Origin of the sequence: Citrifermentans bemidjiense Bem, assembly GCF_000020725.1 — a bacterium.
GTDB lineage: Bacteria > Desulfobacterota > Desulfuromonadia > Geobacterales > Geobacteraceae > Geomonas > Geomonas bemidjiensis.
On record NC_011146.1, the window covers coordinates 884,893 to 908,640 of the forward strand.

At 58.7% G+C, this 23,748-nt stretch carries 22 protein-coding genes and 1 tRNA gene; 16 read left to right on the top strand and 7 right to left on the bottom strand.

The features are described from left to right. Positions 1-111: 111 nt before the first annotated feature. From leuS to holA, 5 genes are all read left to right on the top strand, one after another. Complete coding sequence (gene leuS, locus GBEM_RS03715; RefSeq protein WP_012529184.1) at positions 112-2,586, top strand: leucine--tRNA ligase; 2,475 nt, start codon at positions 112-114, stop codon at positions 2,584-2,586. A gap of 25 nt (positions 2,587-2,611) precedes the next feature. Next, positions 2,612-3,121 (top strand): LPS assembly lipoprotein LptE, encoded by a 510-nt coding sequence (gene lptE / locus GBEM_RS03720; RefSeq protein WP_226373923.1) that lies wholly within the window; start codon positions 2,612-2,614, stop codon positions 3,119-3,121. Between the two features lie 90 nt (positions 3,122-3,211). Further along, positions 3,212-3,616 (top strand): nucleotidyltransferase substrate binding protein, encoded by a 405-nt coding sequence (locus GBEM_RS03725; protein ID WP_012529186.1) that lies wholly within the window; start codon positions 3,212-3,214, stop codon positions 3,614-3,616. A gap of 2 nt (positions 3,617-3,618) precedes the next feature. Continuing rightward, a complete protein-coding gene (locus tag GBEM_RS03730) occupies positions 3,619-3,939 on the top strand; it encodes a nucleotidyltransferase family protein (RefSeq protein ID WP_041262611.1) in 321 nt (106 codons plus the stop codon). 165 nt (positions 3,940-4,104) lie between these two features. Next, the gene (gene holA, locus GBEM_RS03735) at positions 4,105-5,094 is read left to right on the top strand and encodes a DNA polymerase III subunit delta (RefSeq protein WP_012529188.1); all 990 of its coding nucleotides are present in this window, start codon (positions 4,105-4,107) and stop codon (positions 5,092-5,094) included. Between the two features lie 286 nt (positions 5,095-5,380). On the opposite strand, the gene rpsT is transcribed toward holA, so the two are convergent. Next, positions 5,381-5,644, bottom strand: coding sequence for a 30S ribosomal protein S20 (gene rpsT, locus GBEM_RS03740; protein ID WP_012529189.1), 264 nt, complete (start codon positions 5,642-5,644; stop codon positions 5,381-5,383). 483 nt (positions 5,645-6,127) lie between these two features. Here rpsT and GBEM_RS03745 point away from each other — a divergent pair, with 483 nt between their 5' ends. Next, positions 6,128-6,757, top strand: coding sequence for a class I SAM-dependent methyltransferase (locus GBEM_RS03745; RefSeq protein ID WP_012529190.1), 630 nt, complete (start codon positions 6,128-6,130; stop codon positions 6,755-6,757). A gap of 152 nt (positions 6,758-6,909) precedes the next feature. On the opposite strand, the gene GBEM_RS03750 is transcribed toward GBEM_RS03745, so the two are convergent. From GBEM_RS03750 to GBEM_RS03760, 3 genes are all read right to left on the bottom strand, one after another. Continuing rightward, positions 6,910-8,295: a cytochrome c gene (locus GBEM_RS03750; protein ID WP_012529191.1), complete on the bottom strand. Its 1,386-nt coding sequence runs from the start codon at positions 8,293-8,295 to the stop codon at positions 6,910-6,912. 180 nt (positions 8,296-8,475) lie between these two features. After that, complete coding sequence (locus GBEM_RS03755) at positions 8,476-8,805, bottom strand: hypothetical protein (RefSeq protein ID WP_012529192.1); 330 nt, start codon at positions 8,803-8,805, stop codon at positions 8,476-8,478. 83 nt (positions 8,806-8,888) lie between these two features. Further along, positions 8,889-10,667: a DUF3373 domain-containing protein gene (locus GBEM_RS03760; protein WP_012529193.1), complete on the bottom strand. Its 1,779-nt coding sequence runs from the start codon at positions 10,665-10,667 to the stop codon at positions 8,889-8,891. Between the two features lie 453 nt (positions 10,668-11,120). On the opposite strand from GBEM_RS03760, the gene miaB reads away from it, so the two are divergent. The 9 genes from miaB to GBEM_RS21395 all read left to right on the top strand — a co-directional run bounded on the left by miaB (position 11,121) and on the right by GBEM_RS21395 (position 19,328). Further along, complete coding sequence (gene miaB, locus GBEM_RS03765; protein ID WP_012529194.1) at positions 11,121-12,446, top strand: tRNA (N6-isopentenyl adenosine(37)-C2)-methylthiotransferase MiaB; 1,326 nt, start codon at positions 11,121-11,123, stop codon at positions 12,444-12,446. Further along, positions 12,439-12,972 (top strand): bifunctional nuclease family protein, encoded by a 534-nt coding sequence (locus tag GBEM_RS03770; RefSeq protein WP_012529195.1) that lies wholly within the window; start codon positions 12,439-12,441, stop codon positions 12,970-12,972. The genes miaB and GBEM_RS03770 overlap by 8 nt, the downstream gene beginning before the upstream one ends. A gap of 109 nt (positions 12,973-13,081) precedes the next feature. Next, positions 13,082-14,152 carry a M42 family metallopeptidase gene (locus tag GBEM_RS03775; protein ID WP_012529196.1) on the top strand — a complete coding sequence of 357 codons (1,071 nt, stop codon included), beginning with the start codon at positions 13,082-13,084 and terminating at the stop codon, positions 14,150-14,152. A 389-nt stretch (positions 14,153-14,541) separates the two neighbouring features. Next, a complete protein-coding gene (gene guaB, locus GBEM_RS03780) occupies positions 14,542-16,011 on the top strand; it encodes an IMP dehydrogenase (RefSeq protein ID WP_012529197.1) in 1,470 nt (489 codons plus the stop codon). 118 nt (positions 16,012-16,129) lie between these two features. After that, positions 16,130-17,680, top strand: a complete 1,551-nt coding sequence (gene guaA / locus GBEM_RS03785) for a glutamine-hydrolyzing GMP synthase (protein ID WP_012529198.1) — start codon at positions 16,130-16,132, stop codon at positions 17,678-17,680. A 171-nt stretch (positions 17,681-17,851) separates the two neighbouring features. Continuing rightward, a complete protein-coding gene (locus GBEM_RS03790; protein WP_012529199.1) occupies positions 17,852-18,520 on the top strand; it encodes an HAD family hydrolase in 669 nt (222 codons plus the stop codon). 82 nt (positions 18,521-18,602) lie between these two features. Further along, entirely contained in the window at positions 18,603-18,902 is a 300-nt protein-coding gene (gene flgM, locus GBEM_RS03795) for a flagellar biosynthesis anti-sigma factor FlgM (RefSeq protein ID WP_012529200.1), read from the top strand. A gap of 100 nt (positions 18,903-19,002) precedes the next feature. Continuing rightward, positions 19,003-19,077: transfer RNA gene (locus GBEM_RS03800), tRNA-Gly, on the top strand. A gap of 74 nt (positions 19,078-19,151) precedes the next feature. After that, positions 19,152-19,328 (top strand): hypothetical protein, encoded by a 177-nt coding sequence (locus GBEM_RS21395; protein WP_012529201.1) that lies wholly within the window; start codon positions 19,152-19,154, stop codon positions 19,326-19,328. A gap of 159 nt (positions 19,329-19,487) precedes the next feature. Here GBEM_RS21395 and GBEM_RS21580 read toward each other — a convergent pair whose 3' ends face one another. Next, complete coding sequence (locus GBEM_RS21580) at positions 19,488-19,739, bottom strand: hypothetical protein (RefSeq protein ID WP_174263186.1); 252 nt, start codon at positions 19,737-19,739, stop codon at positions 19,488-19,490. Positions 19,740-19,913: 174 nt separating this feature from the next. On the opposite strand from GBEM_RS21580, the gene GBEM_RS03810 reads away from it, so the two are divergent. Next, positions 19,914-20,123, top strand: a complete 210-nt coding sequence (locus tag GBEM_RS03810) for a hypothetical protein (protein WP_012529203.1) — start codon at positions 19,914-19,916, stop codon at positions 20,121-20,123. Here the strand turns inward: GBEM_RS03810 and GBEM_RS03815 are convergent. After that, a complete protein-coding gene (locus tag GBEM_RS03815) occupies positions 20,120-21,070 on the bottom strand; it encodes a transposase (protein ID WP_012529204.1) in 951 nt (316 codons plus the stop codon). The genes GBEM_RS03810 and GBEM_RS03815 overlap by 4 nt on opposite strands. Positions 21,071-21,198: 128 nt before the next feature. Further along, positions 21,199-23,667 carry a methyl-accepting chemotaxis protein gene (locus GBEM_RS20300; RefSeq protein WP_012529205.1) on the bottom strand — a complete coding sequence of 823 codons (2,469 nt, stop codon included), beginning with the start codon at positions 23,665-23,667 and terminating at the stop codon, positions 21,199-21,201. Positions 23,668-23,748 lie beyond the last annotated feature (81 nt).

Here is a 23,748-nt window from a genome sequence, read left to right on the forward strand (position 1 = left end):
CCAGATCTATCCCGCTTCAGCGGTTTCAACACGAACAACTGTTATTGCAGCAACTGCAATTTATTCAACAATACGCGCGTCCCGAACCGGACGCCTGGAAGGCGGTTTTTAATGGAAGAGAAATACGTTCCCTCAGCGGTTGAGGAGAAATGGCAGGGTTACTGGGCTGAGCACAAAAGCTTCAAGGCGAACGAGGATCCCAGCCGGAAGAAGTACTACCTGTTGGAGATGTTCCCGTACCCCTCGGGGAAGATCCACATGGGTCACGTCAGGAACTACTCCATAGGCGACGTCATCGCGCGCTTCAAGAGGATGCAGGGGTACAACGTGCTGCACCCGATGGGGTGGGACGCCTTCGGCATGCCCGCCGAGAACGCAGCGATCCAGCACAAGAGCCATCCCGCCAAGTGGACCTATGAGAACATCGCCTACATGCGCGGCCAGCTGAAAACGCTCGGCCTCTCCTACGACTGGGACCGCGAGCTCGCCACCTGCGACCTCGACTACTACAAGTGGGAACAGCGCATCTTCCTGGAGATGTACAAGAAGGGGCTCGCCTACAAGAAATCCTCCGCCGTCAACTGGTGCCCCAAGTGCGAGACGGTGCTCGCCAACGAGCAGGTCGAGGACGGCTGCTGCTGGCGCTGCGATTCGCCGGTCCAGCAAAAAGAGCTGGAGCAGTGGTCCTTCAGGATCACCAACTACGCGCAGGAACTCCTCGACGACACCTACAAGCTGACCGGCTGGCCGGAGCGGGTTCTCACCATGCAGAGGAACTGGATCGGGCGCTCCACCGGCTGCGAGATCGACTTTCCGCTGGAGAGCGGGCTCGGGAAAATCAAGGTCTTCACCACCAGGCAGGACACCCTTTTCGGCGCTACCTTCATGTCCCTTGCCGCCGAGCACCCTATGGCGTTGGACTTGGCCGGCGACGCGCAGAAGGCCGAGGTCGCGGCCTTCATCGACAAGGTGAAGAAGACCGACCGCATAAAGCGGGGCGCGGAAGACCTGGAGAAGGAAGGGGTCTTCACCGGCTCCTACTGCATCAACCCCGTCACCAACACCAAGATGCCCATCTACCTCGCCAACTTCGTGCTGATGGATTACGGCACCGGCGCGGTCATGGCGGTACCGACCCACGACCAACGCGACTTCGAGTTCGCCAAGAAATACAACCTGCCGCTCAAGGTGGTGATCCAGCCCGAAGGGGAGACCCTGGATCCGGCTACCATGACCGAGGCCTACACCGCCGAAGGGATCATGGTCAACTCCGGCCGCTTCGACGGCATGGGGAACGCAGACGCCAAGGAGGCCATCGCCGACTTCCTGGAGAAGGAAGGGATCGGCAAGAAGACGGTCAACTTCCGCCTGCGCGACTGGGGCATCTCGCGCCAGCGTTACTGGGGCAATCCCATCCCGGTGATCAACTGCGACCTCTGCGGCGTGGTGGCGGTCCCCGAGGCCGACCTGCCGGTCGTGCTTCCCATGGACGCCGAGTTCACCGGCGAGGGGGGGAACCCGCTGGCCCGCGTGGATAGCTTCACCACCTGCACCTGCCCGCAGTGCGGCGAGACCGCGCGCCGCGAGACCGATACCATGGACACCTTCGTGCAGTCCTCCTGGTACTTCCTGCGCTACTGCTCGCCGAAGTTCTCGGCAGGCCCCCTGGACCGGGAGAAGGTCGAGGCCTGGATGCCGGTGGACCAGTACATCGGCGGCATCGAGCACGCCGTATTGCACCTGCTCTACGCCCGCTTCTTCACCAAGGTGCTCAGGGACTTAGGCTACTGCAACGTGGACGAGCCGTTCTCCAACCTCCTCACCCAGGGGATGGTGATCAAGGACGGCGCCAAGATGAGCAAGTCCAAGGGGAACGTGGTCGACCCCAACGCCCTCATCGAGCGCTACGGCGCAGATACCGCGCGCCTGTTCTCGCTCTTCGCCGCTCCCCCCGAGAAGGATCTGGACTGGAGCGACCAGGGGGTCGACGGGAGCTACCGCTTCCTGAACCGCGTCTGGCGCCTCGTTTACGACGTGCTCCCGGTGATCGGGGATGCGGGTGCCGTGAACCCGGGAGAGCTCGGCGCCGAAGCCAAGAAACTCCGGCGCGCCGTGCACAAGACCATCAAGAAGGTGAGCGAGGACGTCGAAGAGCGTTTCCACTTCAACACCGCGATCGCCGCAGTCATGGAACTGGTCAACGCCATCCAGGCCTTTAGCGCCAAGGACGCGCCGGAAAACGTCGCCGTGGTGCGCGAGGCGGTGGAATCGGTGGTGCGCCTCCTGGCCCCCTTCGTGCCGAACTTCGCCGAGGAACTCTGGTTCCAGTTGGGCCACGCCTCGGTACTGGAAGCAGCAGGCTGGCCCGGCTACGACGCGGCCGCCGTGGTCGACGAAGAGGTGACCGTGGTAATCCAGGTGAACGGCAAGCTGAGAAGCAAGCTGACCGTCGCCCCTGACGCCAAGGAAGAAGAGGTCAGAGCCCAGGCCTTGGCCGACGACAAGATCAAGCCCTATCTCGAAGGGAAGGACGTCAAGAAGGTCGTCTACGTCCCCGGCAAGCTGGTGAGCATTGTCGTCGCGTAACGGTGACGGCGTGCCGGCAAGGAGCATGGCCCTGAGAACGATCGTACTGGCGCTTTTGGTCCTGGTTCTGGCGGGGGGGTGCGGCTATCGCCCGGTGGTGCAGCGGGGACCGCTCGCCGAGGCCAACGGCGTGGACATCGTTCTTTTCGCCAACAAGTCGTTCCGCCCCGGGGTGGAAGGTGTGCTGGCGCGCGACCTGATAGACGAGTTCGCGCTGCGCACAGGGCGGCGGGTGCTTCCGGGGGACAAGGCTCAACTGGAGCTCTCCGGAACCGTACTTTCCTACGCCACGTCGCCGGTTTCCTACAACCGGCTAGACGCGATCCAGGAGTACTCGGCCGCCATGACCGTGCAGGCAAGCCTGCGCGAGAAGCGGACCCAGAAGGTGCTCTGGAAGGGGGAGCTGACCGAGCAGCAGGTCTACCCGGTCAACGCCAACATAGCATTGCAGCAGAACGCGGAAGAGGCCGCCGTAGCCAAGGTGACGCGCCGTCTCGCCGAGCGGATCTGGCAAAAGCTCGGGGAGCGCTTCTGAGGCTAAGCCGGGTGGAATCGATCACCTCAACGCCGCCCATTCAGCATCAGGCTGGTGGGCGGTTTTTTAACGACAGTTCGGGAGCAGGCCATGGTCAGTGAAGACATCCGCTGGCAGCAGCGGTTCAATCATTTCGAGAAGGCGTTCTTGCTGCTTCGCGATGCCGTCGCGATACCGGTCCCCTCAGTCGTGGAACGGGCGGGGCTGATACAGTTTTTCGAGATGGCTTTCGAGCTGGCCTGGAAGGTATTGAAGGACTACGAAGAAGCCGAAGGGTTCAGCGTCAGGAGTCCGCGCGACGCGATCAAGCAGGCTTTCGAGGCGGGGATGGTAACTGAAGGGCACGACTGGATCGATGCGCTGGAGGACCGCAACCTCACCACCCACACCTACAACGAAGCAACCGCCCAGGCTGTAGAAGAAAAGATACGCCACAAGTATTTCCCGCTGCTGGAGCAGCTGCATGCGGAGTTTCGCGCCAGGGCGGGCAGGTGAACATGCCTTACGGACTCCTGGAAAGAGACCTGGAGCACATCCTCGCAGCTGTGAAATCCCTGCCTGAGATCTCTCAGCTGGTGCTGTTCGGGTCGAGGGCCAAGGGTAACTTCAAGACGGGCTCCGACGTCGACCTTGCCATCAAGGGGGCGGAGGTCAATTACGAGACGGCGCTCAAGCTGGCGGAGATTTTGAACGAAGAGAAGCCCCTTCCTTATTTTTTCGACGTGGTGCATTACGAAGGGGTCACCGAGCCCCGGCTGATTGAGCACATAGACCGGGTGGGCGTGGTGCTCTACAGCAAGGACGCGCTACGTAAATAGCGGATCTTACATCCTCTCCCCCTCCCTTGACGGGAGGGGGGTGGGGGGTGGGGGAAGCTGCCAACGAAGCGGTCTCTGGCACCTTCCCCCCTACCCCGACCCTCCCCCGCAAGGGGGGAGGGAGCATGAGAGCGAATCAGGTAACGAAACGAAAGAGGGACAGGCATGAAACCGGAAGAATTCAGCAAGGCGGTCGACAAGGGGGAACTCGCGTCCCTTTACCTTTTGTACGGGGACGAGCCGTACCTGGTGGAGCGCGCCGTGAAGAAACTCCTGGAGCGAGCCGTTGATCCCTCCTTCCGCGACTTCAACCTGAACGTCTTCTACGGCAACGAGTGCAAGGGGGACGAGGTCTTCAGCGCCGCGCAGACGCTGCCGATGTTCGCCGAGCGGCGGGTCGTGCTGGTGAAGAAGGGGGGGGAGCTTTCCGCCGGCGCCATGGAGATACTCCTCTCCTACGTGCAGGATCCTTGTCCCGGGACCTGCCTGATCTTGCAGGCGGAGAAGGTCGACGGGCGCAAGAAGTTCTACGCCGAGTTCAAGAAGCGCGGCGAGGCCGTCGAGTTCAAGCGCCCCTATGAGAACCAGCTGGGACCCTACGTGCGCGACGAGGTGCGTGCCGCAGGGAAGAAGATAGATTCCGCAGCCGCCGAGCTTCTGGCCTACCTGGTCGGCAACAACCTGCAGGAACTAGTCTCCCAGATCGAGAAACTCTGCATCTACTGCGGCAAGAAGGAATCGATCGGCGTAGCCGACGTCAAGGCGATCGTCTCCGACACCAAGGTCGAGAGCGTCTTCGAGTTCACCGATGCCCTGGGGGCAAAGGAACTTCCCCGTGCGCTCAGGATGCTCACCTCCCTTTTGCAGGACGGCGAGGCGCCGCTGCGCATCCTCGGCGCCGTTTCGCGCCATTACCGGCAGTTGTGGCAGATGCGGGAGCTTTTGGACCGCAGGCTTTCCCCCGCCGAACTGGCGAAGGCGTCCGGGATCAACCCGTATTTCCTGAAGAAGGTGACCGATCAGGCGAGAAACTACACGGTGGGGGAACTGAAGCAGGTTTTCGAGCGGATGCTGGAACTCGACCTGGCCTTCAAGTCGGGAGCCCTGGAAGGAGCGGCCTTCGAGCGATTCGTCATGGACGCCTGCCGGAAGTAGCGAGTCGCTCACTCACCCAGACCCGAAAAATCCCCTCACCCTCTGGGAGAGGGTGGCCGCAAGGCCGGGTGAGGGAGGTGCCATGAGCAAGAACAGGCGCCCTCACCCCGACCCTCTCCCAGAGGGAGAGGGAGGATTTACGCCGGGAGATTACCTCTCCACCAGGAGAGGGAGGTTTGAGAGCTCCGTCGAGCGGATATTAAATCGTCTGCAGCGGCAACACAAAAAGGGAATCCCCGTATGGGAATTCCCTTTTTCAGCTTTTCCAGCTCGAACAGCCCGGGGATTAGCCCAGGGTGTTGACCAGCTTGGTGAGACGGGAAACGTTCCTGGAAGCGTTCGAGGAGTGGATGATCCCCTTGGTAGCAGCGCCGTCAATGACGGGGATGGCCACAGCCAGAGCGGCCTTTGCAGCCTCCTGGTCCTTGGTGGCAACCGCTTCGCGGACGCGCTTGATGAAGGTGCGCAGGGTGGAACGTTCGTGCTTGTTGCGCTCCGTTCTCTTAGCCGTCTGCTTGATCCTTTTCATTGCCGATTTGTGATTTGCCAAACTGCACCTCCGGGTATTTTAAAAATGTAGCTTTTTAGGGTTTTTTGAAAGAGGAATTATATAACACTGCGGCGGCCTACTGTCAACCGCAAAGTCGACTGTAAGGTAAAAAAACATGCCCCGCTTGCGAACTCGTCACCATAGCACGGTTGCAGCCCACAAGCCAGCGATATTTCTCATTATGGATGGTCCCACCGTCCCTGGCTCCCAAGCTCCAGCTTGAGATTGAAAGGTTCCCCTCTAAAACGTCATCTGGATAGACGGGAACCTGGAGGATGTTTGCACACGAGGCGCAGCACGAGAATTAAAGTTCCCCCCTTTGCGAAGGGGGGGCAGGGGGAATTTTCTTTTCCCCGAGGTGGACCAGTGAACGGATTTAATAAATAACCCGGGATGTATTGACATTCATATCTTTGAATATTACCATTGCCGCACCAAACGCGCCGCGTCGCGGCCCCACCCACCGCCCAAGGAGAAACTATCATGCAGCAAGCCAATAAACGTGACTTCGACGCCGTTGCCAACAGTTGGGACCAGGAACCGCGCCGTGTGAAACTGGCCCAGGACATCGTGAGCGCCATGCGCCGCGAGCTTCCCCTCGATGCCGGGATGGAGGTGCTCGATTATGGCTGCGGCAGCGGATTGGTCACCCTGGGGCTTCAGCCGCTGGTAGGGAAGATAACCGGTGCCGACAGCTCCAAGGGGATGCTCGAGGTTCTGCAGGCTAAGCTGGATGAAGGGAAGATAAAAAACGTGACGGTGCAGCTGCTGGATCTGGAGCGTCAGACGCTGGAGGCTTCCTACGACCTCATCACCAGTGCCATGACGCTGCACCACGTGCAGGACGTCTCCGCCTTGATCGCCTCGCTTGCCCGGGCGCTGAAGCCGGGGGGCTTTCTCGCGCTGGCCGACCTGGAGACGGAAGACGGCAGCTTTCATAGCGATTCTAAAGGCGTCCTGCACCACGGCTTCTCCCGCGAATTCCTGGCCGGGGAATTCTCCAAAAACGGCCTGCGGGAGGTGCGTGTAGTGACCGCCGCCGTCATGGAAAAGAAGGGGGAGGACGGCGGTTCGCGTTCCTACCCCGTCATACTTTGTCTGGGGCGTAAGTAGCATAGCTCCTCTGTCCCCAAATGAAGGCTCTCCCGAGATGGCACCTTCCCCCACCCCCTGACCCCCTCCCGCAAGTGGAGGGGACCAAAATAAAAAGCCCCCCCTGTTGCAGGGGGGGCTTTCTTCCTTCCTATCCTACTGCGTCCTTACAGCTACCACTCTTCTTTCTGCTTCTCGGCCAGCTTCTTCATGAATAGCTCCGGGCTGGTCAGCCTCACGATTTCTTTGTCGCTGTAGCCCAGGTCCTTGAAGTTAAGCACGCCGTTCGGCGCATGGCAGTTGGCGCAGAAAAGGGCCTTGCTCTTGGTGACCAGGTGGTTGCTGCCGAAGTAGATGGTCTGCCAACCTGCAACTGCCTCCTTGGCTACCTTCTCGGGGTTCTTCATCCCCAGGGTCTTCGCCGCGGAGAGGACGCCGGCGCGGGTGTCGCCATTGGACATCGGCTGGGCGAAGTCCATGGAGAGGAGCTCGCCGGTCTGCTTGTTGTAGAAGGCCTTCCCCTGGAAGATCTTGAACGGGGAGATCTTGCTCTTGCCGTCCTTTCTGCTTCCTTTAGGGCCGATGAAGTGCGGGGTGTTCTTTACGGTGCCGTTGTACCAGGCGTAGACGGGGGTGGTCTCGTTTGCCTCTTTCTTCAGCGTGGTCGGCTCGTAGAACTTGTCGGGCGTCTGCTCCCATACGGTGAAGTCCTTGGCGAAGGCGCCGCCGGTGCGCGGGATGTGGCAGGTCTGGCAGGCGATCTTCGCGCTGTGACGGTTCAGGTCCGCGTCCTTGTGCGGTTTGGCCCCGTGGCAGGAGGTGTCGGAGCAGGAGATAAAGACGTTGTCGTTGGCCCAGTTGTTGGGATCGTGCCCGGTAGGCATCTTGTGGTTCTTCGCCTTGTGGCAGTCCACGCAGACCATCCCTTTGGCCGCGTGCGCGTCGGTCTCCTTATTGAAGGTAAAGCCGCGTTTCACGATGACGCCGCCGCCTGCCGCCTCATGGCAGACCATGCAGTTCTTCACGGTCGGCTTGCCGATGGCGAGCGCTGCCTTGGTGCTCCTGTCCTGTCCCATCACCACCTGACCCTTCTCGTTCTTCGAGGCCTTTCTCTGGCGGAAGTCGTAGTCGGTCGAGTGGCAGACCAGGCAGTCCACTGCCGCCTCCGCCTCGGGGCCGGTGCTACCTACGTCGCTCAGGTGGTTGCCGGGGTGGCAGGTGTTACAGCCGGTGAACTTGCTCTTGCCGGTAACCGGGCTCTTCGGGATTTCCTTCAGGTTGTTCACGATGTCGTTGCCGTTGCACATGACGTAGATGCGGTTCTTCATCCCGTACTCTTTCTTCGGGTCGAGGCCGTCCACGTTGGTCACCTTGGAGGCGTGCTTCCAGTGCACCGTGTCCATGAACCCCTTGGCGCTCCCGGGGTGGCACTCCTCGCAGGTCTCGGGGCCTTTGTAGCCGCTCTTGGCGATGGACTCCTTGCCCGGATGCTCTGCCATTGCCGTGGTTGCCGCCAGGGCGAGGCCAAAAACTGCCGCTATCATGCCTGTCTTTTTCATCGATATCCCTCTTTAGTTTCGGTCCCGCCCAAGGGGCGGGTGTGGTACACAGCGCAGGAAGTCAAATGCACTGCTGGTTAAATATTCATATAATATGATGTAAAAGGCCAAAATGAACGCTGTAATCTCGGGAAACTACAGCGTTAGGAGCAAATCGGAATAAAAGTCACTGCCTGGGCATCAGCAGCCGGCGGTCTTCCTGAAGAGCTTGGACACGTTCTTGCCGTCGATCGCTTCATACTTGCAGCGGATCTCGTCCCCCTCCACGATCCTGTGGTCCTTGAACTTGTCCAGGGTGAGGTCGTCGTTCACGGTGATCACCACCAATGCCTCGGTCTTGTTGTCCTTTAGGGTGGCGGTAGCGGTCTTAGCGTCCTTGCCGGCGATCTCGATCTTGGTGATCACGCCCACCATCTTGATCTCTTCTCCGGCGCTCGCGATGCCGCTGAAGCAGAGGATGGAGAGTGCCGCGACTGCAACCAGAACCATTACCGAAACTGCTTTTTTCATCTTCGTTCTCCTTTTCGGCGGGGCGGCAGCCTTTGGCTTGCCGCCCCGCCGTTTGTTGTCCCAACTGTCGTCTGATGCTGCTTTTAGAATTTAACTTCGAGGGTTGCGTAGATGTCGCGGGCGCTCTTAACCGGCGCCATCAACATCATGTCGCCCGGCTGGATGCTGGAGATCTTCACCGGAGCGCCAACCCAGTTGTTGCTTCCGGTGTATTCGAAGTCGTAGTACTGGAAGCCGATGCGGAAGAAGGCCTTGGAGATGAAAGAGGAGACCGGCTTGCTGTTAAGCTCCTGGATCAGGTAAGTTTCGTAGACGTCGCCGCGGGTGCCGACTTTGGCGGTCCACATGTCGTCAGCAGCAGGTGCGAAGGTGATCCAGTTCTTGGAGCCGTGGTTGTACTCAACGCCGAATTTAGTTTTGGTCGGTTCGTAGTCGTAACGCGCGCCGACGTAGGTGGCCCAGCCGGTTTTGCTGGTAGGAGCTTCCGGGTTGAAGAAGGCGCCGGTCATCAAGCCCTCGAACCCGGCGTTGCCGGAAACGCTGTTGTTCGGATGGGTGACGCTCATCCCGACATCCCCGAAGAAGTTGATGTTGCCCGGGCCGACTTTCTTAATCGTGCTCATGGCGCCGAGGCCGTACCAGTCGATCGCGCCCAGGTTGACCGCAGGAGCGGTATTGCCGAAGTAGGTGTCGTTCATGGTCGGGAAGTCGAAGATGTTGAAGCCGCGGTTGTACTGCAGCCAGACGCGCAGCGGATCGGTGTCGACCGGGACGATGGCGAGCCCCAGCATGTCGGTGTCTTTCAGGTTGTTGGCGGGGGTTTCGAAGCCAGCCTCGAAGCCGCGGCCGTAGCAGATCTTGGCGTAGGCGCCGGGAAGGGCCTCGATGTCGGGAGCCCAGCCGAGGGTCATGCCGTCGAAGGCGTAATCGACGAGAAGGGCGGGGGTGCCGCCGTTGCCCGGGCGCTCGTTGTTCAGACGGAGGTTAGACGGCGCACCCTCGGTGGAGGGGCGACGGCCTATCGAGAACCAGATCGGCTGCTCGGCGATGTTGGACCAGGTCGCATAAGCGCGGTCTACGTTCAGGAAGTCGCTGGAAGGAACGCGCCCGAGGGTGCCATCGAATACGCCGACGCGGTCAGCGAAGAACGGAGTGGCGCCGCCGTTGGTGACTGCCTGGTCGTCGTTGGACCCGAAGGTTTTGTATGCCAGCAGTCGGACGTTTACGGTCACGTCCTTGGTCGCCTTAGCATGTATATTCAGGCCGAACCTGTTGGTGTAGAGGGTGTCGTTGTTCGGCTTGTACGCTGGGACCTGGATTGCATAGCCGCCGGCGGCGGCCGGCGTCATCAGCATGCCCGCCAGCTGCTGCTGGAGCACGATGTTTGCGGGAGTGCCTGGGGGAAGTGGGCTCATCAGGCCCCGCACCATCCCTGCCGCAGCGGCATAAGAGGTGGTGTGCTGCATGGTTTGCACTAGAGGCATCAGTTGCGACACCGGCTGTCCGGCTACGGAACCGCCGCCGAAGATGGTGCCCTGAAGGGCATTCTGCGCGTTATTGAGGGAGCCGAAGGCATCGGTGTATGCCTTGGTGCTGCCGTTCAGGCTGTCCAGCCTGAAGCGGTAGTCGCCGCCAATGGTGAGCCACTTGCCGAGGGATTTTTCCTCGATCTTGTCTACCTTGCGGGTCAGATCCTCGATCTTCTTCTGGTCTGCGCCCCCCTTCTGCTCCTCAAGTTTCTGCACTTTCTTGGTGAGCTCCTCAATTTTCCTCTGCATGTCCTGCTCGTCCGCCTGCGCCAGCGCAGGTACGGCCAGTGCGCAAACGGCAGCGCCGACCAACAGCTTTTCCAGTTTTTTCATTTACTTCTCCTTGTTCTTTTCGCTGGTGTTGAACCAACCTTCTTCAGAGAATATTGCAGCTGCACGTTGCCGTGCCGAGGTAACTCATTAAATTCTGGGCGTCGCTGTCCTGATCGGACGATTGTCCGGTAAGTTGAGAGGAAATGTAAATTATGTGAACAATATAATTTTTTTTGAAATCCAGAGCAGTTAGCTCTGGTTAAGTTGGGAGAGTGGCGCGGGTCTGTGGAAAAGAAGCCGGGCCGTAGGCTGGTAGCCTAATGAAACTTATAAATCTACAGAGTGCAATATGTCAATATATTTTTTATTGAATATATAATAGTGGTAATAATTTGCCTCGACTGCCGATTGGGCATCCCCCCCGGCAATGGGCGTATCTGCCCAGCTAATAGGGGTTGACTGGGTGTGTCCAATTCCCGTACTATTCAACAATTTAATCATCAGGATAAACACGTGAACCAAGCAAAAAAGCTGTACCTGGAAACCTTCGGTTGCCAGATGAATGTAAGTGATTCAGAGAAGATAGTTACCCTGATGAAGGGGATGGGATACCAGCAGACGCAGGACCCGGTCGATGCCGACCTGGTTTTATTGAACACCTGCAGCATCAGGGCTACCGCCGAACAGCGGGTCTACGGGCACTTGGGGAAGTTCAAGTCGATCAAGAAGACAAAGCCGGGGCTCATCATCGGCGTTGGCGGCTGCGTGGCCCAGCAGGAGGGGGAAAAGCTCCTCAAGAAAGCGCCTTTCGTAAACCTTGTCTTCGGCACCCATAACCTGCACCTGCTGCAGGGAATGGTCGCGGCCGCCGAGGAAGGGAAGCGGAGCAGCCAGACCGACTTTCTCGACGACGAAAAGCGGTTCGATCTCTTCCCGCACTCCGAGGCGGAAGGGGGAGTGACCCGGTTCGTCACCGTGATGCAGGGATGCGATAATTTCTGCGCCTACTGCATCGTCCCGCACGTGCGCGGCCGCGAGATCAGCAGGAGCGCCGCCAAGGTGGTCGAAGAGGTACGGGCCCTAGCCGATTCCGGCGTCACCGAGGTGACCCTTCTGGGACAGAACGTGAACTCTTATTGCTCCAAGCAGCCGGGGGAGCCGGATTTCCCGGACCTTTTGCGCCTGGTGGCGCAGGTCGATGGCATCGAGCGTATCCGGTTCACCACCTCGCATCCCAAGGACATGTCGCCAAGGCTCATTGAGTGCTTCGCCGATCTTCCCAAGCTTGCCCCCCACATTCACCTTCCCGCCCAGTCGGGAAGCGACCGGGTGCTTGAGCGGATGAACCGCGGCTACACGGCGCAGCAATACCTGGCCAAGGTGGCGGCGCTCAAAGAGGCCTGCCCCGCGATCCAGTTCACCGGCGACATGATCGTCGGCTTTCCAGGCGAGGACGAGGCGGCCTTTCAGGACACCATGGCATTGATGGAGCAGGTGCAGTACGCCGATCTCTTCTCCTTCATCTACTCGGCGCGCCCGGGAACCAAAGCCGCCGAGTATGCGGACGATGCGACCCGTGCCGAGAAGCAGGGGCGCCTGGAAAGGTTGCAGGCGGCCCAGAAGAAGACCACTTTGGCTAGGAACCGGAGCCTGGAGGGGACGGTGCAAAAGGTGCTGGTGGAGGGTTTGAGCAGCACAGGCGACTCCCTCTTCGGCAGGACCGGCGGCAACCGCGGCACCGTCATGGCGGGGGACCCCTCCCTGGCCGGACGGGTGTTGGACGTGAAGATAGTGGAAGGGTTGCAGACCCTGCTCAAGGGCGAGATCGTCCATGACTGAAACGAAAATGGGAGAAGCCAATATGTATCTGGAGATGAAGGTGTTCGGCTTCGCGCTAGATGCCATCGCGCAGATGCCGGTGATCATATTGAAGGATACCGAGGAAAAGCACGCGGTGCCGGTCTGGATCAACGCACAGGATTCGGTCGCCTTCGCTGCCCAGTTCGTGGGGCGCGAAGCGGCTGCCAGGACCCGCCGCAAGGACGTCTTTACCGCGCTCGTCGAACAGATGGAGATGACGCTGTCCCGCATCGTCATCGAAAGCCTTAAAGACGGCGCCTTCACCTCCTCCGTGCGGCTGTTGCCCCGGGAAGGTGAGGAGATCCGGCTGGAAGTGCACGTGACCGAGGCGATGCTCCTCTCTCTCAGGTACCAGCAGCCCGTGCTGGTGGACCCCGACGTGCTGGCCCAGGTCTCCACCCTCGACCTCAAGGAGGACGGCCTGGCCGGCGAGAACAACGCCCGTCGTTTCGTCGACTTCCTGGACCACATGGATCCCGCTTCCATGGGGAAGTACCCCATGTAGAAGAGGCAGCCCGTGTAGAAAAGGTGCCCGGGTGAATGAAGCCTTGGCAGTTCGCAGTTTCTCAATCTTAATCTCAATCTTTATCTGAATCTGGTTTTCCGGAGGTTTAATGCGCGACGCATCTTTCGAATTCCTGCAGCAATTGCTGGCGGCGCCCAGCCCCTCGGGGTACGAGCAGCCTGCCCAGCGGGTCTTCCGCTCCTACATAGAACCCTTCTGCCAGGTGGCGACCGACGTCATGGGGAACGTCTTCGGCATGATCCAGGGAGCGGGAAATAACCGCCCACGCATCATGGTCGTCGGGCACTCCGACGAGATCGGGCTCCAGGTCCGCTATCTGGACGACAACGGTTTCATCTATTTCTCCGCCATCGGCGGGGTCGACCCCCACATCACCCCCGGCATGCGGGTCCACGTACATACCGCCAAAGGGAAGCTGAACGGCGTGATCGGCAAGCGCCCCATCCACCTGATCGAGCCCAAGGAGCGCGACACGGTGATCAAGCTGGACGCCCAGTACATAGACATCGGCGCCGCCAACAAGAAAGAGGCCCTGGAGTGGGTGCGGGTAGGCGATCCCATCACCTTCGACAGCAACCTGGAGCGGCTCTTCGGGGACCGCGTCAGTTCGCGCGGACTCGACGACAAGGCCGGCAGCTTCGTGGTAGCCGAAGTGCTCCGCCGCGTCTCCGAGCTTCCCGATCAGCTCCCCATCGACCTCTACGGCGTCTCCTCGGTCCAGGAGGAGGTCGGCCTGCGCGGCGGCACTACCAGCAGCTACTCGGTGAACCCCGACGTCGGCATCTGCGTCGAGGTGGATTTCGCCACCGACCAGCCCGACGTGGACAAAAAGCACAACGGCGAAGTAGGCCTCGGGAAGGGGCCGATCCTTCCGCGCGGCGCCAACATCAACCCGGTCCTCTTCGACCTTCTTTCCGACACCGCCACCGGCAACGGCATCGTGGTCCAGTACACCGGCATCGCCCGGGCGACCGGCACCGACGCCAACGTCATGCAGATCTCCCGTGGGGGCGTCGCCACCGCCCTGGTGAAGATTCCGCTGCGTTACATGCACACCCCGGTGGAGACCCTGTCCCTTGCCGACCTGGACGGGGCGGTCGAGCTGATCGTCGCCTCGCTTGCCAAGATGGGGCACAAGGAAGCGTTCATCCCGATGTGATTGAACGTAGGAAGTCCCCCTTTATCAAAATCAGCCTGTTTCCAGCTCTCCCCCTCCCTTGACGGGAGGGGGCAGGGGGGTGGGTGAAGTCGCCCGCAGCGGAAACCTGGCATCTGCCCCCACCCCCTAACCCCCACCCGCTGGGGGAGGGGGGACTCATTCGGCAACTGCAACATCCTAACCGGACAACGCTGGGGACAGGGGGGATTTGCCTTGGTTAATCGGTGGCGGAAGACCTCGGTTAAGTCGCTTTATGTAAACGATAAATTTGGGAAATCATATGATTTACGGGCCCTTGATTAGGCAAATTTCAGTTGACTTGGACTGCCCCTTGTAATAGGTTTTCCGGTTAATATCCCGCGCCCCAAACAACAAAAGGAGTCTCCCTAATGTTAGAAAGCAGCCTCCCGGAAGGTCTTACCTTTGACGACGTTCTGCTCCTCCCTGCCCACTCGCTCATCCTCCCCCGCGATACCGATTTAAGCTCCAGACTCACCAACAACATCCAGTTGAACATCCCGCTGGTGAGTGCCGCCATGGACACTGTCACAGAATCGAGGGCGGCTATCTGCATGGCGCGCGAAGGGGGTATCGGCTTCATCCACAAGAACCTCACCGTCGCCGAGCAGGCGATGGAAGTGGATAAGGTCAAGAAGAGCGAATCCGGGATGATCGTGGACCCGATCACCATGCGCCCCAACCAGCGCATCCGGGAGGCTCTGGAGATGATGGCGAAGTACAGGATCTCCGGGGTGCCGATCACCAAGGCCAACGGCAAACTGGTAGGCATACTGACCAACAGGGACCTTCGTTTCGAGACCAACCTGGACCTGCTCATCTCCGACCGCATGACCAAGAGGAACCTGGTCACCGTGCCGGTCGGGACCACGCTGGAGCAGGCGAAAGAGCACCTGAAGCACACCAGGGTAGAGAAGCTTCTGGTGGTCGACGGGGAGAAGAACCTCAAGGGGCTCATCACCATCAAGGACATCGAGAAGATCAAGAAGTACCCCAACGCCTGCAAGGACTCCCTCGGGCGCCTGCGGGTCGGTGCGGCAGTCGGCCCGACCCCGGACGTGGACGCGCGCATCGACGCTCTCCTGAAGGCGGGCGTGGACGTCGTGGTCATCGACACCGCCCACGGCCATTCCCAGGGGGTAATCGACACCATCGCCCGCATCAAATCCGACTTCCCGGGGCTTGAGCTCGTGGCCGGCAACATCGCCACCGCCGACGCCGCCGAGGCGCTGATCAAGGCCGGCGTCGACGCCATCAAGGTCGGCATCGGACCGGGCTCCATCTGCACCACCCGCGTGGTCGCCGGCATCGGCGTTCCCCAGATCACCGCCATCGCCGAGTGCTCCAGGGTAGCCAAGAAGCACGGCATACCGCTCATCGCCGACGGCGGCATCAAGTACTCCGGCGATCTCACCAAGGCCGTTGCCGCCGGCGCCGACGTCGTCATGATCGGTTCCCTCTTCGCAGGGACCGAAGAATCCCCGGGCGACACCATCCTGTACCAGGGGCGCGCCTACAAGAGCTACCGCGGCATGGGCTCCATCGGCGCCATGAAGGAAGGGAGCAAGGACCGCTACTTCCAAAGCGACGTCGACAGCGACGTCAAACTCGTACCCGAAGGGATCGAGGGGATGGTTCCGCTCAGGGGACCGCTTTCCGCCAACGTGCACCAGCTGATGGGCGGCCTGCGCGCCGGCATGGGCTACACCGGGAGCCGGACCATCGTCGAGCTGCAGCAAAACGGGCGTTTCGTCAGGATCACCGGCGCAGGCCTCAAAGAGTCCCACGTGCACGACGTCATGATCACCAAAGAAGCCCCGAACTACCGGGTGGAAAAATAAGGCGCAAGGAACCGGCTCACGCAAAGCCGCAAAGACGCAGAGAAAAGCTGGTTCGGCAGTACTTTGCGCCTTGGCGTCTTTGCGTGACAGCTTTTGACTTTAGATAAGGAACTCATCAATGACCATCGACATACACTCCGAGAAGGTGCTGATCCTCGACTTCGGCTCCCAGGTAACCCAGCTGATCGCCAGGCGCGTGAGGGAGCAGAGCGTTTACTGCGAGATCCACCCCTACAACATGGCGCTCGAGAAGATCAAGGCGTTCGCCCCGAAGGGGATCATCCTTTCCGGCGGCCCCTCCAGCGTCTACGACAAGGACGCCCCGCACTCCGACCTCGGCATCTACGACCTCGGCATCCCGGTCCTCGGCATCTGCTACGGCATGCAGCTGATGACCCAGCAACTGGGCGGGCGCGTGGAGCGCTGCGACAAGCGTGAGTTCGGCCGGGCAACACTTGCCCTCGACGGCAAAAGCGAGATCTTCGCCGGCTTCGACGGCGGCGCCGAGGTCTGGATGTCCCACGGCGACCGCATCGAGGCGATGCCGGCCGGCTTCCAGCTCATGGCCCACACGACAGGCTGCCCCGTGGCCGCCATGAAGGACGAGAAGCGCAACTTCTTCGGCGTCCAGTTTCACCCCGAGGTGGTGCACACCCCGCGCGGCGACGAGATGATCGGCAACTTCCTCTTCAACGTCTGCGGCTCGAAGCCCACCTGGACCATGGCCAACTTCATCGAGACCGAACTGGCCAGCATCCGCGAGAAGGTCGGCACCGGCAAGGTCCTCTGCGCCCTCTCCGGCGGGGTCGACTCCGCCGTCGTCGCCGTCCTGATCCACAAGGCGATCGGCGATCAGCTGCACTGCGTCTTCGTCAACAACGGCCTTTTGAGGAAGGGCGAAGCCGACAAGGTGGTGAACCTCTTCACCAAGCACTTCAAGATCAACCTCGCCCATGTCGACGCCGCCGACCGCTTCCTCGGCATGCTGGAAGGGGTCTCCGACCCCGAGCAAAAGCGCAAGATCATCGGCAACGAGTTCATCTACCTCTTCGAGGAGGAGGCCAAGAAGCTGGGTCAGGTCGATTACTTGGCGCAGGGGACCCTCTACCCCGACGTGATCGAGTCCGTCTCCACCAAGGGCCCCTCTGCCGTCATCAAGAGCCACCACAACGTGGGCGGTCTCCCCGAGAAGATGAACCTGAAGCTCCTGGAGCCGGTGCGCGAGCTGTTCAAGGACGAGGTGCGGCTTCTGGGCAAGGAACTAGGCATGCCCGACGAGGTGGTGTACCGCCAGCCGTTTCCGGGTCCCGGCCTCGCTATCCGCTGCATCGGCGAACTCTCCGCGGAGAAGCTCGACATCCTGCGCGATGCCGACGCCATCGTCATCGAAGAGATCAGGAAAGCCGGGTTATATCGCGAGATCTGGCAGTCGTTTGCCGTACTGCTGCCGGTCAAAACCGTCGGAGTCATGGGCGACGCCAGGACCTACGAGTGGACCGTGGCCCTTCGCGCCGTCAACTCTCTGGACGGCATGACCGCGGACTGGGTCAAGCTCCCCTACGAGCTACTCGGCAGTATTTCTTCAAGAATCATCAACGAGGTGAAGGGCGTGAACCGCGTGGTTTACGACATCAGCCAGAAGCCCCCCGCAACCATCGAGTGGGAATAAATCGCTCCTCCCTATGGAGGTTCGTTTTTTGCAGTTAAAACGCCGCGGTAGCCGGGTAGAAGCCGGTTGCCGCGGCTCTTTCGTATCTTGAAGACTGGTTCCGCAGGTGGGGACTGGCTCCGCCAGGTGCCTGTCCCCCTTTCGCCGTCCCTCTTTACTTGGAGAAAGAACATGGCTCCTACACGGCTGCTCATTTTCGACCTGGACGGGACGCTGATCGATTCGCTCCCCGACCTGACCGACGCCACCAACCTGATCCGCAGCAACTACGGCCTCCCCGAAATAGGGATTCCCGAGGTCCGCAAGTTGGTAGGGCAGGGGGCGCGGAACCTGGTAGAGCGGGCGCTCCCCGGGGCAACGGCGGCGCAGGTGGACCAGGCGCTGGGCGTATTTCTCGATTACAACCTGGCCCACATAGCCGACAAGACCCGTCCCTATCCGGGCGTCAGCGAGACCCTTAAGGAGCTTAGGAACTTCGACATCCCCATGGTGGTCCTCTCCAACAAGAACGTCGCCCTCTGCAGGGAAGTCCTCGCCAAGCTGGCTATCGGGGACGCCTTCGCCGAGGTATTCGGGGCCGACTCCTTCCCCTACAGGAAGCCCTCCCCCGAGCCTGTGCTGGCCGTCCTGAAACAATATAAGATCGAAGCCGCTGAATGCGTCATGGTGGGGGACAGTATCAACGACATCGCAGCAGGATTAGGGGCAGGCGTTTTCACCGTCGGCTGCAGTTACGGTTATGGCGAGGTGAGTGAGCTTGCAGGAGCCAACTATCAGGTATCAGATTTTCAGTCATTGCTGAATTTGCCGTTTTTTAACAGGAAAAGCAGTGAGCAATGAAAAAAAGCTAAAGTTATTTTCTTAGCTGTCGAAACAGAACTAAACCTTATTCCGTACCTAACTTATCGGGGGCAAGAATCAGATGAAAATCGAAGAACTCAATCCGAATCCGGCAGCAACCCAACTCTCAGTCGTGCGGGCGGACAAGCCCGAAGTGGCCGAAGCAAATGGGGAAGCAAATGCTAAGCAGCAACCGGCAGCCGACAAGGTCGAGCTTTCCAGTTACATGCCGCTAGTTCCCAAAGCGCAGCGGCGTCTGGATTTTAGAACCGAGAAGGTGGAGGAATTGAAGTCGCAGATACAGGCAGGGACCTATCAAGTATCAGGTCGTGCCGTAGCAGAGAAGATGCTTTCCAAGATCGTGATGCCGAGCGCCGCATAACCAATTGGAGGAGCGGAATATAGAGAAGATAGGGACAGGTAACTAAACAAAACCATTGACAGCGACGGGTAAAGTGCGGTACAAAGACCACTCGATTTAAGCGGGAATAACTCAGTGGTAGAGTGTCAGCTTCCCAAGCTGAAGGTCGCGGGTTCGAATCCCGTTTCCCGCTCCAAAAAGAAAAATAATCCTCAGTTGCTAAGAAGCGACTGGGGATTTTCTTTATCCCTCGTAGGTCGGGACTGCTGTATGAATGTAACCCTGAAAAAGGCTCCGTCCAAAGAGGGGCAGTTTGCGCTGGAAGCGCTTCAGAGTGCGGTGAAAAAAGCACTTGAAAGGAAAAAACGTTTGGGCCAGTACGCGATAGTCTGGCATGACGGCAAGCCCGTTATAATCGGCGAGGATGCTCCGGAAGACACTGAATGAGGTGGTAGCAAGCAAGCTGCTTTTGCTAGGGGGGCGAGTAGTGCAATCTGGAAATGCTCTGGTAGAGAGTGACAAATTGCAGGAACAGATCCGTGCTCATCGCCGGCTTGGCTCCTACGAAGAGAAGCAACTGAAAGAGTACTATCGTATAGGCCTGACCTACTCCAGCAACGCTCTTGAAGGGAACAGTCTCACCCGGTCGTCCGTGGCGACTACATCTCCGCGTTGCTCGATTCCAACGAGGGGAACAATCAGCCTTTCATCAACTTCATCACCTGTTGCGTCTGGGAAAGCCAGAAAGAGTATCTGCGGCTTCTGGAAAGCCTTGACCGGGAATAATAATACCTTCCGCACCCACAGCACTTGCCGCCAAATTGCCCTCAGTAGCACAATTCTCTTCCAATCCTTCACCCACCTAAGCTCCAGTAACACTTGTGCAAAGTCCGGATGTCTAACCTGACCCGCCCCCCCCCTCGTCAATGTCCGATTGCCTTTCAGGGACTGCGACAATGACTCTGTTATTTGACCTCCATATTTTGCTGGGTATATTTTAACGGCTTTTAATTTTGCAGATTGGGAGGACCCATGGACATCAGCCAGGAACGAATGGAACAACTGGGCAAATTAGCGTTCGTGAACAAGATTGCGGAGATGTTGCTGTCGACCGAAGCCGTCTCCCGTGACAATGACTTCCAGACCGTTTGTTACCATGTCGCGAAGGTGTTGGATGAAGCTGAGGAACATCAGGCTAGACATCCGGACATTTATGGGGGAGGAGGGGTCAGGTCAGGCTAGACATCCGGACATTTATGTAGCTTGGCTCGAACTCCATCAATTGACTCAGCCAACTGGGCATCTGTTACCGTGCGATGTCTGAGCCTTTGCGCCAGTTTCCCTAATGCCGATGCATCTCGCTGTAATTCCTTCGCCAATGCAGTGAGCGACATATGCCTCGACTCTTCAACTATCAAAGCTGCCACTGCCCTTGCCTCACTCGCGGGATGAGCCTTGCCTGCCGATCTGAGTTCTGCCTCAGAAATGCCGAACTCGCAACAGACTGCGGCTAAAACATCGGCCAGAGTAAAATGATCCGGTGGTTCCTGACGTGCCGTAAGTATCGCATTGTCTGTAAAGTCATCATCTCCTAATATCCTTCCGTCGCACATTCCTGAGTAGAACTCTTTTCTTCTCCCGTCATCTATATGATCCGCAACAAAATCCAGATAGCGAGCGCGTGCAGTTATTTCCTGTGATGCGAACTGAGATAGCACGAAGTCAGTGGTCACCCATGACAAGTTTTCCCTCCCTAGATAGACACAATGGCTACTCCACCAGTATTTCCCGAGATCGTCCACTATATGTGCCCTGATAGGGTTACGATGCACATACCTCACAAGCTGCAAGAGATACTCGTCGGCGTCTATAAGGATCGCCTTATACCTTCCCTGGAAAACATGCCCTGTCCGGCTGTGGGTGCTATTGATCCACTGAGTGTAGCGTTGTGAGATGTTCTGAAGTATTCGCGAAAGAGGTATCTTTCCTACTTGCAGTACAAAGTGAGCGTGGTTCGTCATCAAGCAGAAAGCATGTAGGCGGAAGTTAAAGCCTTCAATGGCTTCACGGAGGAGAGAGTAGAACTTGGTGCGGTCCTGGTCAGAGAAAAAGATGTCCGTGCCGTCATTGCCGCGTATGATGACGTGGTACGTCGCATTGGGAAAATGAAGGCGTGGCTTGCGGGGCATGCCAATAACCTACCGTCAAATGTCCGGATGTCTAGCCTGACCCCCCTTGACCCGGATGTCTAGCCTGACCCCCCTTGACCTATGTCCCCCGAACCTCATGCCATGACTATGACACCTGTTCTTCTCAACTACATACTTAGTTTAAACTGCCCGACAAGGTGGCTTAAGGTGGTCGCTTGCTCGGAGAGCTTCGAAGCAGCATCTGTTGTATGCTGGGCGCCGTTGGCGGTCACACTCACTTCGTCGGTCATGTGTTGGATGGCTGTATTGATTTCGATGGTGGTTGCTGTCTGTTGTTCGGCAGCGGTGGCAATCTGGCTGATCTGCAGGTTAAGCGAGGCAATCTGCTCCAGGATGAGCTGCAATGCCTGACCCGACTCCGAAGCCTTTTCCGTTCCGGCCTCAACTTGTTTGACCCCTTCTGCCATGGAACGGACAGCCATCTGAGTGTCACTTTGGATGCCGTGAATCATTTCTCCAATCTCCCGGGTGGCCTCGGTGGTCCGTTCGGCCAGCGATCTCACCTCATCTGCGACCACGGCAAAGCCGCGTCCCTGTTCACCGGCGCGAGCCGCCTCGATAGCGGCGTTCAATGCCAGGAGGTTCGTTTGGTCGGCGATGTCCTGGATCGTAGCGACGATGGCGCCGATCTGGTCTCCCCTTTGGCCAAGAGTGCTGACTGTCTCAGCAGACCTATTGACCTTTTCCGCAATGCTCCCCATGACGGTGAGGGTTTCGCGTAAGACGGCAGCACCGGACTGGGCGGCGTCGTCGGCGCTTCTGGAATTATCTGCAACGGTGTGGCAGTTATTGGAGATGTCGGCGGCGGTCGCGGCCATCTCTTCGGAGGCAGTCCCTGCCGACGCCCCCTGAGCGGCGACACTTTCCGCGGCCTTTGAGATTTGCCGGGATGAGTCAAGCAGCGTGGAAGACGCAGCCGAGACATCGGCCGTGGTGCTGGAGACCTGCTGCAGAATGGCGTTCAGTTTATTGAGAAAGACGTTGAACCAGTGTGAAAGCACGGCAAATTCATCCTTGCCTCCTTCGTCAAGGCGCTTGGTGATGTCCCCCTCACCTTCGGCGATATCCCTCACCATATCGGTGACCCTGGAGAGGGAACTGTTGATGCGCCTGATCGTGTACAGCAGTGGGATTGCGGCAAGGACCGCTATGATGATAGCCATGGTAATGATGGTGGCCGACATCCTGGCTGAGACGGAGTTGGTCTTCTCCACCATCTTCGCCTGAATATCCGCGGTGTTTTTTACCAGCTCTTCACCGGTTTTCAGTTCCTTGTCGGCCGCGACCTTGACCATTTCCAGCGCTTTTTTCGCCTTGTCATTGCTTTCGATGATCTTCATTTGTGCCGCGATAATCCGCTCCACCGAAGCTTCCGCGGCATGGATTGATGTGCTTGCTGCATCGACATTTCTTAGTGCTGCCGTCTGTTTCAGTAAAGCAAGCTCCTTGCGTCCCCGGATAATGTTCTGACCGATTTGGGCAAAGAGGGAACGAAGCTCACCGGCAGAGGTGTTGGCGTCTTTTGCCGCTTCGCTTAGCATCAAGGAGCGAAGTTTTCCATCGATCGACTTCGTTGCAATCGTAGCGGCGTTTATCGTTGCGCCTACACCGTCGATCCGCTGATTGGTCGACATGGCCGAATCCACATCTTTGCGGTTCTTTTCGGCGCGGAGTTCCATTCGTCCTACGGCTGTGGTCAAACCGGGAATCAGTTCAAGCAGACGGTTATTGAGTGCTCTCTTTTCTTCTTGGAATTTTTCCCCCGAATCCCTGCCCGAAAGCATTGCCTGCTTCAAGGCGACCAAACCGGTGTCTGGCTTTGTAACCTGCTGATAAATGGCCTCCATCGATTTCTTAACTTCGACGACCTCCGGATCAGTGCTGGTAACTGCCTGGATTACAGTGTTAGCGCTCCTGAGCTTGGACTTATTGGCAAGTATTTCAGACGTACCCTTGGCGGCATCCAGATCCTTCAGAATGACCTGCACCTCTTTCAGCGTTATGACGACGTCTTTCACTTGCTGGGCCGAGGTAAAGATCTGGACTGACGAATTCACCGAAGTGGAAACCTGCTTTGATCCGCTTGCGTTAAGGGTCTGCATATCCCGCCGCACCCCCCCCAATGATTGCTCTACGCTCTGGATGGCATCATTAACCTTGCGGGACTCCTGTTGAAAGTTGTCCAGGCTCCGGATCCGTTCGTCGGTCGCTCGCTTCACATCGTTGTAAACAGTGTTTATCACCGTAACATCGATGGCCCCGGCGTGCTCCTTGTCGAGCGCCTTTATCCCCTCCAGAGCCGTCTGAACTGTCTTGAGTCGATCATCCACCGCTGAGGAAAGCTCCGTCACCTCCCGCTTATCGTTTGCGACCCCTAGGCGCAACAGCACTCCGGTGAGCGATTCGATGGAGCGCTGCAGTTCCGTAGTCTTGATCTGCAGAGGAGTGGAGCGGTGGGTCAGTTGAGAGACGATCCCCCGGATGTTGTAAATGGAATGGATGCTCAGAGAAGCGAGGATAGCCAGGCCTCCAAACATCACTGCCGCACTGAGATAGAGCCAAGACCGGGTTTTCATTGATTATCTCCTACTTCTTATAAATGCCGCAGCTCAGAACCTGTTCGTCTATCTTCTTGAAATAGGTGGTTTTTGCTCAAG

Coding starts and splice junctions, on each gene's coding strand:
- leuS (WP_012529184.1), top strand. CDS start 112: ATGGAAGAGAAATACGTTCCCTCAGCGGTTGAGGAGAAATGGCAGGGT.
- lptE (WP_226373923.1), top strand. CDS start 2,612: ATGGCCCTGAGAACGATCGTACTGGCGCTTTTGGTCCTGGTTCTGGCG.
- GBEM_RS03725 (WP_012529186.1), top strand. CDS start 3,212: ATGGTCAGTGAAGACATCCGCTGGCAGCAGCGGTTCAATCATTTCGAG.
- GBEM_RS03730 (WP_041262611.1), top strand. CDS start 3,619: ATGCCTTACGGACTCCTGGAAAGAGACCTGGAGCACATCCTCGCAGCT.
- holA (WP_012529188.1), top strand. CDS start 4,105: ATGAAACCGGAAGAATTCAGCAAGGCGGTCGACAAGGGGGAACTCGCG.
- GBEM_RS03745 (WP_012529190.1), top strand. CDS start 6,128: ATGCAGCAAGCCAATAAACGTGACTTCGACGCCGTTGCCAACAGTTGG.
- GBEM_RS03750 (WP_012529191.1), bottom strand. CDS start 8,295: ATGAAAAAGACAGGCATGATAGCGGCAGTTTTTGGCCTCGCCCTGGCG.
- GBEM_RS03755 (WP_012529192.1), bottom strand. CDS start 8,805: ATGAAAAAAGCAGTTTCGGTAATGGTTCTGGTTGCAGTCGCGGCACTC.
- GBEM_RS03760 (WP_012529193.1), bottom strand. CDS start 10,667: ATGAAAAAACTGGAAAAGCTGTTGGTCGGCGCTGCCGTTTGCGCACTG.
- GBEM_RS03770 (WP_012529195.1), top strand. CDS start 12,439: ATGACTGAAACGAAAATGGGAGAAGCCAATATGTATCTGGAGATGAAG.
- GBEM_RS03775 (WP_012529196.1), top strand. CDS start 13,082: ATGCGCGACGCATCTTTCGAATTCCTGCAGCAATTGCTGGCGGCGCCC.
- guaB (WP_012529197.1), top strand. CDS start 14,542: ATGTTAGAAAGCAGCCTCCCGGAAGGTCTTACCTTTGACGACGTTCTG.
- guaA (WP_012529198.1), top strand. CDS start 16,130: ATGACCATCGACATACACTCCGAGAAGGTGCTGATCCTCGACTTCGGC.
- GBEM_RS03790 (WP_012529199.1), top strand. CDS start 17,852: ATGGCTCCTACACGGCTGCTCATTTTCGACCTGGACGGGACGCTGATC.
- flgM (WP_012529200.1), top strand. CDS start 18,603: ATGAAAATCGAAGAACTCAATCCGAATCCGGCAGCAACCCAACTCTCA.
- GBEM_RS21395 (WP_012529201.1), top strand. CDS start 19,152: ATGAATGTAACCCTGAAAAAGGCTCCGTCCAAAGAGGGGCAGTTTGCG.
- GBEM_RS03810 (WP_012529203.1), top strand. CDS start 19,914: ATGGACATCAGCCAGGAACGAATGGAACAACTGGGCAAATTAGCGTTC.
- GBEM_RS03815 (WP_012529204.1), bottom strand. CDS start 21,070: ATGCCCCGCAAGCCACGCCTTCATTTTCCCAATGCGACGTACCACGTC.
- GBEM_RS20300 (WP_012529205.1), bottom strand. CDS start 23,667: ATGAAAACCCGGTCTTGGCTCTATCTCAGTGCGGCAGTGATGTTTGGA.